Annotated in this window: 11 protein-coding genes; 7 read left to right on the forward strand and 4 right to left on the reverse strand. The window is 67.7% G+C overall.

Annotated features, from left to right (window positions below):
• Positions 1 to 76: 76 nt before the first annotated feature.
• Together A8M77_RS36045 and A8M77_RS09795 are read right to left on the reverse strand one after the other, a co-directional pair.
• On the reverse strand, positions 77 to 496 hold the full coding sequence (locus tag A8M77_RS36045; protein WP_158100902.1) for a hypothetical protein: 420 nt from the start codon (positions 494 to 496) through the stop codon (positions 77 to 79).
• Positions 497 to 696: 200 nt separating this feature from the next.
• Positions 697 to 1440 (reverse strand): response regulator, encoded by a 744-nt coding sequence (locus A8M77_RS09795; protein ID WP_086921360.1) that lies wholly within the window; start codon positions 1438 to 1440, stop codon positions 697 to 699.
• A gap of 204 nt (positions 1441 to 1644) precedes the next feature.
• Here A8M77_RS09795 and A8M77_RS09800 point away from each other — a divergent pair, with 204 nt between their 5' ends.
• Complete coding sequence (locus A8M77_RS09800) at positions 1645 to 2022, forward strand: response regulator (RefSeq protein ID WP_086921361.1); 378 nt, start codon at positions 1645 to 1647, stop codon at positions 2020 to 2022.
• Between the two features lie 16 nt (positions 2023 to 2038).
• Here the strand turns inward: A8M77_RS09800 and A8M77_RS09805 are convergent, their stop codons facing one another.
• Positions 2039 to 3145, reverse strand: coding sequence for a helix-turn-helix transcriptional regulator (locus A8M77_RS09805; RefSeq protein WP_143694572.1), 1107 nt, complete (start codon positions 3143 to 3145; stop codon positions 2039 to 2041).
• 311 nt (positions 3146 to 3456) lie between these two features.
• On the opposite strand from A8M77_RS09805, the gene A8M77_RS09810 reads away from it, so the two are divergent.
• The 5 genes from A8M77_RS09810 (at position 3457) to A8M77_RS09830 (ending at position 9407) form a co-directional block, all read left to right on the forward strand.
• A complete protein-coding gene (locus tag A8M77_RS09810) occupies positions 3457 to 4455 on the forward strand; it encodes a sugar ABC transporter substrate-binding protein (RefSeq protein WP_086921362.1) in 999 nt (332 codons plus the stop codon).
• 18 nt (positions 4456 to 4473) lie between these two features.
• Complete coding sequence (locus A8M77_RS09815; protein ID WP_086921363.1) at positions 4474 to 6912, forward strand: PAS domain-containing protein; 2439 nt, start codon at positions 4474 to 4476, stop codon at positions 6910 to 6912.
• A gap of 8 nt (positions 6913 to 6920) precedes the next feature.
• Positions 6921 to 7874, forward strand: coding sequence for an ABC transporter permease (locus A8M77_RS09820; RefSeq protein WP_086921364.1), 954 nt, complete (start codon positions 6921 to 6923; stop codon positions 7872 to 7874).
• A 127-nt stretch (positions 7875 to 8001) separates the two neighbouring features.
• Complete coding sequence (locus A8M77_RS09825) at positions 8002 to 8694, forward strand: response regulator transcription factor (RefSeq protein ID WP_086921365.1); 693 nt, start codon at positions 8002 to 8004, stop codon at positions 8692 to 8694.
• Between the two features lie 23 nt (positions 8695 to 8717).
• The gene (locus A8M77_RS09830) at positions 8718 to 9407 is read left to right on the forward strand and encodes a response regulator transcription factor (RefSeq protein ID WP_086921366.1); all 690 of its coding nucleotides are present in this window, start codon (positions 8718 to 8720) and stop codon (positions 9405 to 9407) included.
• Positions 9408 to 10134: 727 nt separating this feature from the next.
• Here the strand turns inward: A8M77_RS09830 and A8M77_RS09840 are convergent.
• Entirely contained in the window at positions 10135 to 10467 is a 333-nt protein-coding gene (locus tag A8M77_RS09840; protein WP_086921368.1) for a hypothetical protein, read from the reverse strand.
• A gap of 912 nt (positions 10468 to 11379) precedes the next feature.
• Between A8M77_RS09840 and A8M77_RS09850 the strand changes: the two genes are divergently transcribed.
• Entirely contained in the window at positions 11380 to 12438 is a 1059-nt protein-coding gene (locus tag A8M77_RS09850) for a DUF4062 domain-containing protein (protein ID WP_086921370.1), read from the forward strand.
• Positions 12439 to 12934 lie beyond the last annotated feature (496 nt).

The following is a 12934-nucleotide window of genomic DNA, read 5'->3' on the forward strand; positions in this document are numbered from 1 at the left end:
GGCTGCCTCGGGTGCCGGTGACACCGGGGCTGCGGCTTGCGCCATGGCGTCCACTGGCCCCGGCACGGCGCGCCGATCAACGGGTCTTGCCGCCGTAGTTCTCGCCGTACGACGGGATCTGGCCCGCCTTGTTGGCGCGGCGGATCTCGGCGCGGCGTGCCGCGTTGGCGGCCTGGCGTTCCGCGCGCGGGATCCTGGCGCGGGCCTCGGGCTCCGGATTGCCTTCGCCGGGCTTGAATTCGCGCGCGGCCTCGGCGCCCGCAGGCTTGCGCGCGACGCGGGCCGCCTTGCGCTCGGCCCTGGACACCTTGGGCCGCGCATCGGGAATCGGGTTGCCTTCGCCGGGCTGGAACTCGCGCGCCGCCTCGGCGCCCGCCGCGCGGCGTTGCGTGCGCGCGGCGGCCTTGTCCTCGGCCGTCGGCGGGGTCTGCGCCGTGGCGGCGAGCGACGCCAACTGCAGGGCGGCGGCGCCGAAGATCAGCATCCATTTGTTCATGGCGAACTCCTGTGAAGATGCACCGCCCGCCGCGATGCGGGATCGCGTGCGGCGGGTGCAGATGAAAGAAGGGGCGTGCCCCGCAAATGCTTCCGAGCCGCCATGTTCGGGTCTCGTGCGGCCGGCGCACAGCCGCTTCGGCGGTGGGTGCGGGTCAGACTTTGGGGAGAGGCGGTGCTCTGCCGGGGGCTCGTGGAGCCTCAGCGCGTCACGTCGACCCGCGCCGTGAAGCTGTAGCCCGCGCCGCGTTCCGTGCGGATCAGGGGCGGCCCGGAGCCGCTGGCATCGAGCTTGCGGCGCAGGCGGCCGACCTGCACGTCGATGGACCGGTCGTACACCTCGTCGTCATGCAGGCGCGACAGCTCCAGCAGCCGGGCGCGGGTCAGGACGCGCTCGGGCGCGCCGAGGAAGGCCACCAGGAGGTTGAACTCGCCGTTCGACAGCGCGACCGTGCTGCCGTCCGGCGCAGTCAGCCGGCGCAGGCCGATGTTGAGTTCCCAGCCGGCGAAGCGGTAGGCCCGGATGTCGGTGTCGCGCCGGGGCGGCTCGGCCACGCGGGCGCGCGAGCGCCGCAGCAGCGCGCGGATGCGCGCCAGCAGCTCGCGCGGCGAGAAGGGCTTCACCAGGTAGTCGTCCGCCCCCAGTTCGAGGGCCATGACCCGGTCGGCCTCTTCGCGGCGGCCCGTGATGACGATGATCGCAAGGTCGGATTGCTCCCGCAGGCGGCGCGCGATCTGGATTCCGTCTTCCCCCGGCAGCCGGAGGTCGAGCACCAGCAGGTCGATGTGCTCGCGCGCCAGGATCTCCGGGATCTCGGCCCCGTTGGTGGCGGTGCTGACGTCGAAGTCGTAGTCGCCCAGGAAGTCACGAATCATCTCGCGCATCGACGGATCGTCGTCGACGACGAGGATGCGCCCCATGACGTCGGGTGCGGAGGTGTCCATGCCAAAAATCTCCCCCGATTGCCGTACGCGGCCCATCATTGGACCGCGGAGCCCGTCTTCGCTGGCGGTGTGGCATTCCGGTGGTCCAAAGTGTACGCGGCGGATCGGGCATTGTGTCCGTTGACATGCGGCCATCGGGCGGCGACACATTCAGGAGCCGCGGCCGGCTTGCAATGAATGCCTTCCTACCATCGAAGGCAAGTCTTGGCTTATGGCGACGCAGAGGTCTCGGACAAGGGTCATGTGGTGATCGTCGAGACCGATGACCTGATCCACGAACTGCTGGAGCGCTGGTTCACCGCCGAGGGCTTCACCGTCGGAGCCGACGGCGCGCCGCCGGCGCGCGTGGTCCTGGTCGTCGTCAACGTGTCGCGGCCCGGGCAGGTCGACCCGACGCTGGAGGCGCTGCGCGCGCGCTACCAGCCGGCGCCGATCCTCGCCATTTCCGCCCGCTTCAGGCGCGGGCTCGCGGCCTCCGTCGAGGCCGCCGCGCGGCTGGGGGTGCAGAAGATCCTGCCGAAGCCCTTCACCCGCGAGGAACTGCGCCTTGCGGTCGAGGAGGCGCTGGGCGCCGTTCCCTGAAAGCTCGCAAAGCCCGTCAGGCCGCGGTGGCGCAGCGCGCCATCGAGGGCGTGCGCCCGTAGCTGCGGCTGAAGGCGCGGGTGAAGTGGGAGGCGTCGGAGAAGCCGGCGCGCCGGCCGATCTCGGCGACCGTGAGGCGGGAGAAGCGCGACGACTCCAGCATGCGCAGCGCGGTCTGCGCGCGCGCCGTCACCAGCGTGGCACCGAAGGTCTTGCCGGCCGAGGCGAGGGCGCGGTGCAGCGTGCGGATCGAGATGTCGAGCGCACGCGCGACGGCCGAGGCCGTCAGCGCCGGATCGTTGCAGCGGTGCACGATGCATTCGACGATCCTGTCCTCGAGCGGTGCCTGCGCCGCGCCGGGGCTCGCGCAGGCGAAGCCGTGGTCCTCGGCGGCCAGCGCGAGCATCACGCCCACCTGGTCGACGATGACCTTCGGCGGCAGCGGCGCGCGCGCGACGAAGCCGGGCGACAGCGCGCTCAGGTAGGAGGTCAGGGCGCGGCTCCAGCGGTCATCGGCGCGAAGCGGCCGCCCCGCCAGCGCGCCGGGGTCGGCGATCCATTGGCGGATCCAGCTTTCGGCGATCCCGATGTGGACCAGGTCATGGGAAGCGCCCAGCTCGATGTCGTGCGCCAGGAAGGAATCGATCAGCACGGCATCGCCCGGCGCGAGGCGGATCTCGCCGCGGTGGACCAGGCGCCAGGGCACGTTCCTGCACAGCAACAGGTGGAAGCTTCGTTGCGGGTCGCGTGCGATCTGGGCGAGGCCGCGGTGCGCCTGCCAGGGGCTGCCGCGCAGGTTGACGATCGAGATCGGGCCCAGGTCCACCTGCTCCAGCGTGGCCTCGAAAGGCCGGCCGGCGCCGGCCTGCACGGCCTGCGCCAGCAGGGTCCGGGCGCAGACCTCGGCGAAGCGCGCTGGCCGCTCGGCCGCGGGCACGCCCTCGGTCGTCCACGTCTGCAGCCGCAGGCGGGAACTGGCGGCGGGCTTGCGGGCTGCGCGCGGTGCCGCCCCCGCGCCGTCGCCGGCGGGCAGCGCGTCGCACGGCGCGGCAGCCGCGAGGGCGATGCCTTCGCAGCCCCGGTAGAACTCGTCATGCAGTATGGGTGTTGTGTCGCGTTCCATGGCTCCATCCAGCCCGGCGCCGCCGTCGGATCCGACGTGGCTCGAGCAGCTCCAGCTAAGGTTCCTGGACCGCACTGTCGCTTCCGAAGATGTTGGACATTTGTCCTGGGCGCGCCGGAATGTTTCAGTTGAAGCAGCGGACGTGTGATTTGTGTCATGCAAGCCGGCCGTTGTAACGGGCGCGGGCGGGTCCCCCGAGGGGCGTGGACTCCGCGGTGCGGTGCGCCATACACTCCCTCCACACCGGGGCGGCCAGCGTCGGCCGGCCGGTGGCCGGGATCGGATCCAACAACGACCCAGAGGAGCCCGCGATGCCATACCGATGCCTCTTCATGACAACGCTGCTGGCCGCCGCCGGCGTGTCGGCCGCGGCCGATGCACCCGTCATCGGCCTGATCACCAAGACGGAGACCAACCCCTTCTTCGTGGCGATGCGGGACGGGGCTTCGGCCGAGGCCAAGGCCAAGGGCGCCAAGCTGCTGACGGCCGCCGGCAAGAGCGTGACCGACAACGCCAGCCAGGTGACCGCGGTCGAGAACATGGTGGCCGCCGGTGCGAAGACGATCCTGATCACCGCCAGCGACACCAAGGCCATCGTGCCGGCACTGCGCAAGGCGCGCGACAAGGGCGTGCTGGTCATTGCCCTGGACACGGCGACCGACCCGCCGGATGCGGTGGATGCGCTGTTCGCCACCGACAACTACCAGGCCGGCGTGCTGATCGGCGAGTACGCCAAGGCGGCCATGGGCGACAGGAAGCCGGTGATCGCGATGCTCGACCTCGTCCCGGGACTGTCGGTGGGTACGCAGCGGCACAACGGCTTCCTCAAGGGCTTCGGATTGAGCGCGCCCGATGCAAAGAGCGCGGAGCAGGGCACCGACCCGCTGGTCGCCTGCGCGGTCGACAGCTTCGGCGACCAGGCCAAGGGGCAGACTGCGATGGAGAACTGCCTGCAGAAGAACCCCGGCATCAACCTCGTCTACACCGTCAACGAGCCCGCGGCGGCAGGCGCCTTCAATGCGCTGAAGAAGGCCGGCAAGGAGAAGGGCGTGACGATCGTCTCGATCGACGGCGGCTGTGAGGGCGTGCGCAATGTCTCCACCGGCATGATCGCTGCCACCTCGCAGCAGTACCCGCTGAAGATGGGTGCGATGGGCGTCGCCGCCGGCGTCGAATTCGCCAGGACGGGCAAGAAGCCGAGCGGCTACACCGACACCGGCGTCACCCTGATCGCCCGCCAGCCGGTGGCCGGGGTCGGCAGCAAGGACGTCAAGGCCGGCACGCAGCTGTGCTGGGGCGCGAAGAAATGACCTGCGGTTGAGGCGCCGATGCCCACGCGCCGACGCTGGCTCGCGCGACTGTCCGGCCGCCGCATCCGTGCCGAGGTGGAAGAGGCCGTCGCGCGGCGGGCGGAGGCGCTCGAGCGCAGGTACGAGGCGATCGTTCGATCCGAGGCGCGCTACGCACGCGCCGTCGAGGCCTCGAACGCGGGGCTGTACGACTGGGACATCGCCAACGACGAGATGTACCAGTCGCCCCGGATGAAGGAGTTGTTCGGGGTTGCGCCCGACACGTGCTTCGCCGGCCGCGCCGACTTCATGGCACACGTGCCGCTCCACCCGGAAGACCGCAAGCGCATCGAAGACGTGGTCGCCGCGGCGTTCGCCGCGCGGCTGAGCCGCTACGAGATCGACTACCGCATCCTGCTGCCGGAAGGCGGCACGCGCTGGCTCCGCTCCTACGGCCAGGTCTTTCGCGACGCGGGCGGACAGCCGGCGTGGCTGTCCGGCGTGGTGCTGGACGTCACCGACCAGAAGCGGGCACAGGAAGCCCTCGCGGAGAGCGAGTCGCGCTTTCGCAGCCTGATCCAGCTGTCGTCCGACTGGTACTGGCGCCAGGACGAGAACCTGCGCTTCAACTTCCTCTCCAGCCAGGCCCTGGACCTGACGGGGCACACGGGGGAATCCTCCTACGGCAAGAGGCGCTGGGAGTTGAGCGGCATGACGCCGCTGTCCGGCTCCTGGGACGAGCACAAGGCGGTGCTCGCGGCACGGCAGCCCTTCCGCGATCTCGAGTGCTGCCGCGTCGGCACCGACGGCGTGACGCGCTACCTCAGCATGAGCGGCACGCCGATGTTCGACCACACGGGGGGCTTCATCGGCTACCAGGGTGTCGGCCGCAACATCACCGAGCGCAAGCGCATCGAGGAAGAGCTGCGGGCCCGGCAGGAGATGCTCGACATGGCCCAGCAGGCCGCGCACGCGGCGGCCTTCGAATGGCGCACCGGCGAGGTCGGCGAGGACGTGCGCTGGTCGCCGGACCTGGAGGCGATGTGCGGGCTGGTGCCCGGCTCCTACGACGGGGCCTACGAGACCTGGCGAAAGCTCTTCCACCCGGACGACTGGCCGCTGGTCGACGCAGCCATCCGGCACGCCGGGCCGTCCGGCGAGGTCGCGGTGGAGCACCGGGTGCTGCTGGCGGGCGGGACGACGCGCTGGCTGCAGACCAAGGGCCGCGTCTCCTTCGATGGACAGGGGCAGCCGGTGCGCATGGTCGGCTTCATGATCGACGTGACCGAGCGGCACCAGGCGGAGGACGAGCTGCGCCGGCTCGAGCGGCAGTTGCGCCAGGCGCAGCGGCTCGAGGCCATGGGCACCCTGGCGGGCGGGATCGCGCACGACTTCAACAACATCCTGGGTGCCATCCTCGGCTACGGCGAGATGGCGCTGCGCGACGCGCCCAAGGGCAGCCGCCTGCGGCGCGACCTGGACAGGATCATGACCGCCACCGAGCGCGGCCGGGCGCTGGTCGAGCAGATCCTCACCTTCAGCCGCAGCAGCGTCAACGAACGCGTTCCGGTGCACCTGGAGCGGGTGGTGCGGGAGGCGCTGGACCAGTTCGCGGCGCAGTTGCCGCACCAGGTGAGCATCGAGCCGCATCTGCGCGCCGGCCGCGCAGCGGTGCTGGGCGATCCGACGCAGGCGCACCAGCTGCTCATGAACCTCGCGACCAACGCCTTCCAGGCCATGATGCCCGCAGGCGGCACCGTGCGCGTGCGGCTGGAGCCCCTGCACCTGGCTGCGCCGCGCGCCGCGACCACGGGCATGGTCGCGGCCGGCGACCATGTGATCCTGCAGGTGGCCGACTCCGGCAGCGGCATTCCGCCCGAGATCGTCGACCGAATCTTCGATCCCTTCTTCACCACGAAGGAAGTCGGCGTCGGCACCGGGCTCGGGCTGTCGCTGGTGCACAGCATCGTGACGGACCTGGGCGGCGCGATCGACGTGGCGAGCGAGCCCGGCCGCGGCAGCACCTTCACCGTGTACCTGCCGCGCGCCGGCGACGCGCCCGAAACCGGTGAGCGCGAGATCCCCGAGCTGCCGCGCGGCGAGGGCGAGCGCGTGATGGTGGTGGACGACGAGGAGCCGCTGATGCTGATCGCCATCGAGACGCTGGAGGACATCGGCTACCGGCCGGTGGGCTTCACCTCGAGCCTGGAGGCGCTGGATGCCTTCCGCGCCGATCCGCGCGCCTTCGGCGCCGTGGTGACGGACGAACGCATGCCCGAGATGACCGGCTCCGCGTTGATCCGCGAGCTGCGCGTGCTGAATGCCGCGATCCCGATCGTGCTGATGAGCGGCTTCATCGGCACGGTGGGCAGCGCGCGCGACACGGGGGCGGACGAGGTGCTGAAGAAGCCCCTGTCCCGGCGCGACCTGGCCGCGGGGCTGGCCCGCGTGCTGCAGCGCGGGCAGCGCGCAGGGTGAGGGCATCCGTGACGAGCCGCCTGCCGCCGGCCGCCACGCTCGGCCCCTTCTTCGCGCTGCTGCTGGCCTGCGTCTTCTTCGCGACGCAGAGCGATCGTTTCCTCACGGCCGAGAACCTCTCGCTGGTGCTGCAGCAGGTCATGGTGGTTGGCGTCCTCGCGATCGGCCAGACCTTGGTCATCCTCAGCGCCGGCATCGACCTGTCGTGCGGCATGGTCATGGCGCTCGGCGGCATCGTGATGGCGAAGCTGGCGGCCGAACTCGGGCTGCCGGCACCGCTGGCGGCGCTCTGCGGCATCGGCGTGACGGCGCTGTTCGGCATGGTCAACGGGCTCCTGGTCACGCGCGTCAGGCTGCCGCCCTTCATCGTCACGCTGGGCACGATGAACATCGCCTTCGCGGTGACGCAGCTGTACTCCGGCTCGCAGACCGTCACCGGCGTGCCGGCCGACCTCGCCTGGCTGGGCGGCACCTTCGCGATCGGCGACACCTCGATGGGCCACGGCGTGGTGCTGATGCTGCTCCTGTACCTGGGCATGGGCTTCTGGCTGAGCCGCACCGCCGGAGGGCGGCACATCTACGCGGTCGGCAACAACCTGGAGGCCGCGCGCCTGGCCGGCATCTCGACCGATCGCGTGTTGCTCGGCGTGTATGCGCTGGCCGGCGTCTTCTACGGCATCGCCGCGCTGCTGTCGGTGGCCCGCACGGGCGTCGGCGACCCCAACGCCGGGCAGACCGAGAACCTCGACGCGATCACGGCCGTGGTGCTCGGCGGCACCAGCCTGTTCGGTGGACGCGGCCTGATCGTCGGCTCGCTGATCGGCGCACTGATCGTGGGCCTGCTGCGCAACGGCCTCACGCTGATGGGGACGCCCTCCATCTACCAGATCCTCATCACCGGCATCCTGGTGATCCTGGCGGTCGCTGTCGACCGGCTCTCCCGGCTCGGCGCGGGAGAGTGACGCGGCGCGCGCACGGCCTGGCACTCAGAGGCCATGGCTTCCATCTCCCGTGACGCACACGTGAAAGCCGGGCCGGCACGCTTGCGCGAGACTGGGCGCGACAAATGCCTCAACCCTGGAGATCCGAATGAACCCCAGCCCCCAGCGCCGCCCGAACCTGTCGATCATGCATCCGGACCCCATCCTGCGCAGCGGCCTGGTGGCGGCGCTGCGCCAGCATGGCGGCTTCGAGATCTTCATCCACGGCGTCGACGACCTGGCCCCGGGCGGCCCGCCGATCGACGTGGTCATCGCCGACTACAGGAATGCGCTGCGGCTCACCGACGCCAAGGCTCGCCGGTCAGACGGGCTGCAGGCCGGCACCAGGATCCTCGTGCTGACCAGCAACGACCGCGAGGCCGACATCCGGCGCGCCATCGAGTCCGGCGTGTACGGCTACCTGCTCTTCGGCGGCCCGCTGGCCGAGCTGATCGACGGGGTGACGGCCGTCACCAGCGGCGTGCGCTACATGAGCGCGGCGGCGGCCCGCCGGATGGCCGACAGCCTCACGCGGGCGGCGCTGACCTCGCGCGAGAACGAGGTGCTTCGGCTCGTGGCCGACGGCCAGTCGAACAAGTCGATCGCCCGCGAACTCGCCATCGAGCTGGGGACGGTCAAGTCCCACATGAGCGCGATCATGACCAAGCTCGGCGCCGGCAGCCGCACCGAGGCGGCCCGGATCGCCGCCTCGCGCGGCCTGATCGACGACCATCACGAGGTCGTGCCGCGGCTGCAGCCGGTCTTGCGCGCCCCGATGGAGCCGATGCTGCGGTACGCCTGAGCTGATCGTCCTGGAGTCCATCCATGCTCATCCAACCATCCGATGCCTCGATCAGCCAGGCGCTGTTCGACCGGCTCGTCCATCCTTCGCTGCACCTGACCGCGGTCGTGACCGGCGTGAGTTCGCCGGCCCTGTCCTTCGGCCTGGAATCGCTCGTGAACGCGACCGACGGCGTGTGCCTGGCCGGCGCGGCCAGTACCTTCGAGGCGTTCCTGCAGGCCTGCGCCAGGGCGGGCCGCTGCATTGCACTCGTCGATCCCCAACTCGGCGGCGAAGGCATCGCCGACTTCCTGGACACGCTGCGCCGCCGGGCGCCGAAGGCCATGCCGGTGCTGCTGCTCGGTACGGCCCAGCCGCACGCGGTGCGCGAGGCACTGCGGCGCGGCGCGCTCGGCCTCGTTCACCTGAGCGCCGACATCGACGAGATCCGCAGCGCGGTGCTCGCGGTCGCGGACGGCCGGCGGCACATTCCCACCGACATCGCCTCCCTGCTGGCCGAGTCGCTGACGCTGGAAGACCTGACCTGCCGCGAGATGGAGGTGCTGGGTTTGCTCTCGCAGGGCCGATGCAACAAGTCCATCGCGCGCGACCTCGACGTTGCGCTGGGCACTGTGAAGACACACGTGCGGGCCATCATGTACAAGCTGGGCACCAGCTCGCGCATGGGGGCGATCCTGGAGGCGAACCGGCGGGGGTTGATCAGCATCGGGTGAGGCTCATCCGTCCGCTTGCTCGGCCGCGACGAAGCGCCAGGTCCATCAATCGCTGCACGAGGCGCGCGCTGCCGGGATGGTCACCACTTCCTCGCCCAGAAGTTGCCCGTGCTGCGCAATGAAACTGGATGTGGAGCGGGCGAAGGGAATCGAACCCCTTGGAACCCGCATGAATCCTAGCGATTCGCTGGACTGTGACCGTGATCGTGTCACGGTGGAGCTTCGATTATAGGGATAGGGACGCTGGAACAGCTCGGGATTCCACGCTTCAGCGCGGTGATCACGAGAAGCCACGCGACATCCGGGGGGGCACAGCACATGCGAATGTGTTAAACCGCATCCGGCGCAACTGCGAGGGGACCCTTGATGACTGATGTCCACATCATTGATAAGTCGACCGGCGAAACTGTCGCTGTAATTCCGGCAAGCGTTGGGGGCTTGGACTACGAGGCCAACTTGAAGGAATGGATTGATACCGCGTGGGAGGCTGCGGTCTCAGATGGGGACGTGGACCCAGCGAAGCGCGACAGATACGAGTTCAGATTTGTCAACAAGCCGGCTCCGGACCCGCCAATGTTCCCGAACTAGGCCGGCCTTGCCCTTGCGTCAGCCGCAGGCTGATTCCCCGGGGAGAAGACCCGGTACGCTCGGGCCCTGAAAAGGGCCGTTGCCAAATTCGATGCGACTACTTGGCTCGTGGCGCCAAGGGGCATCGTGGCTGGCCGCGTCACACTGTGCTATCAAGGGCTTCTTGATGCTTGCCGCCCTGCCACCCTAGATTGCCGATCTTGACGAAATCAGTGAAGCCACATTTCCGGCAATGCACTTTGAGGGCCAGCACAAATCCAGTGGCTGACTTCGGCCCCCCGACTTTCGTATCGTATGGATTGTCAGGTTGCTCATGCCGAACGCCATGGTCGAGGACGCGCAGCATCTCCTTGTCAGGACAGTTTGGGCAGAAGAAGTAGAAGTAGTCTGTCTCGGCGGTGGCGCCCTGGAGGCGCCCGCCCTGTACAGCATCACTTCCGTGGTACACCTTGCCATTGTTGAACTGCGTCATAGCTATTCTCCGCGTCACGCAAGTTTGCATTCTCCGGTCGCGACGACCGCCATGCGGGGTTCAGGGCCAATTCCGTGGATCGGATAGGAACGCAACGTAGTGTGTTCTGGTTGCACCCCCAACCGTCGAAGGTCTTCCAGGATCAAGGATCATCGGTCCGCCGAAAATTCCGGCACTCAGGCCAGGTCTCATGGTCTTAGCTCGTGCGGCGTTAGGCGGCGTGCGAGCCTCCCTGACTCATCTTGCGGTACCGGCGGACCCCCTCGGACCTCGCACCACTCAGCGCCTCTGTCAGATCCACGCCCTCAGCTAGCGCGGACCCATCGGCTCCCATGACCGCGAAGCCTGCGCCTCCAATGCCCGGGCCTGCCAGGATGGTTACGAGGGGGCCGGGGCGTCCCCAGGAGCCTGACGGGAGGCTTTGGATGGACAGGGCAGCATCATGGAATTGACCGTCTTCAGTTGACCCGTACTCGGCGACGATGGCGCTATGGGTCCTGCGAGCAAGGTCCATTCGGAGGGCGTCGATAGCGGCGCGGTCAGAAGGAGTAAAGGCTTTTGCAGGCATTGAGTTTCCTTGGTTGAGATCAGCACGACCACCGTGCTGGAGTCTCATTTATCGTAACCGCTTTAATATCCGGTTGCAATGGTTTTTAAGGTTACGGATAATCGACACCATGACAGATCAGAAGCGAGCCCGAGGACGGCCCAGGTTGCCCGAAGGGGAAGTAAGCATCCCGCGCTCCATTCGACTAACCCCGGCCGAATGGACCAAGTTCGACCTACTCGGGATCGCTTGGCTCAAGAAGGCGTTGAAGCGGGCGAAGCCTGGGGAACAAACCGGCGACTGACGCAGACCCCTTGAACAGTCGGCACCCCGGCCCGAACAGCAAATCGCATCAGAGCAATCGAATGATCAACAACAAGCGCTTTCAGATCTTCATTTCCTCCACGTATCTAGACCTGATCGACGAGCGGCAATCGGTTCTCAAAGCGGTCCTTGAGCTTGAGCACATTCCAGCCGGTATGGAACTGTTCCCCGCGACAGATGCATCAGCCTGGGACCTCATCAAGAGTGTCATTGACGAGTCGGACTACTACGTGCTGATCGTGGGCGGCAAGTACGGGAGCTTGCATCCGGATGGCTTAGGGTTCACTGAGATGGAGTACGACTACGCAGTCGATCAGAAGAAGCCGGTGATCGCGCTTCTGCACAACAGCCCCGATCAGATTGCCCGAGGTAAGACTGACATTGACGAGGCCCAATGGAAGCGCTTGGAAAAATTTCGGGAGAAGGTCCGCAAGCATCACACTTGCCAGTTCTGGACGAATGCTCACGATCTCAAAGCCAGCGTCATTGTGAGCCTCACTTCCATGTTCAAGCGGCATCCCGCTGTTGGCTGGGTGCGTGCAGATTCGGTCCCCAGCGGGGCACGTATCGAAGACGTGCTGCTGCTCAAGGAGCGCGTCGCGGAGCTAGAAGCCCAGTTGAATGCGAGCCGAACCATGCCCGCTGCTGGGACTGACGATCTCGCACAGGGGGACGATGAACATACGGTCGAGACCAGGATTGAATCTCGCACCCACATCTTTGAGCCGTACCCGGTGGTCTATTCGTGGGACGACCTTTTCGCGAACGTGGCCCCGGCCCTACTAAACGAAGCTTCTGACCAACGTCTTCGCATGGCCCTCCATGAATACATCAAGGCTGATGCTCTGAGGTTGTTTAACGAAGACGCGGACATACCGAAGACAGACAAGGCATACCCCCAGTGCCTCGTCCCTGAGTCAGAAAAGGATACTTGCATTGTCCAATTTCGTGCGCTTGGGCTAATCGTGGAAAGCCAGCGGAAGCGGAGTGTCACGGATAGCGGCAAGTACTGGGCGCTCACGCCGTATGGTGATCACAAGCTTGTGCAACTTAGGGCAATGCGCAGGAACGCTCAGGACCATCAGCCGCGAAAGGGCTGAAATACGACTTCGGGTCTTCGGGATTCCTATGAACTATTCGAGACGATAGTGGTTAGCTATCCAAGAAAACAGAGGCGAGCAGGTGCACGCAGCCGAGTCAAACGGTGCAAGCATCTGCCGGCCTCTGCGGTCAGTTGTGTGTATGCGCAGGGGTGCGCGTGATCTCTGGTCTCCGCGGGATGCCCTGGGCCTCGTAGGCCAGCCCTGCGTGCGTCCGAGTGCTGGGAGGCCCCAGGAGAGCCGTTCGGGGGTATGAGACCCTGCGCCTGAATCGTGTGCTTTCGTTATGAATCAAAGACTTAGTAGAGCGTCTGCGCCTTTCGGTGTGGCCTGGGCGTGACGCATCGTGACACAGCGGGAGGGTAAGTGTGCTACTCGCCGCTAGGGGTGCGAAGTGGCAGAGCCCCGGGGTGCCGGTCAGCCGCAGCGGGCAGACTCTGGCGCACCCCACTCCGCCCCTTTGCCTCCAGGGGGGGCAGAGGCGTCCCAGGGGGGG

The sequence above is a fragment of the Variovorax sp. JS1663 genome (assembly GCF_002157355.1).
In the GTDB taxonomy this organism is placed as follows: domain Bacteria; phylum Pseudomonadota; class Gammaproteobacteria; order Burkholderiales; family Burkholderiaceae_C; genus Variovorax.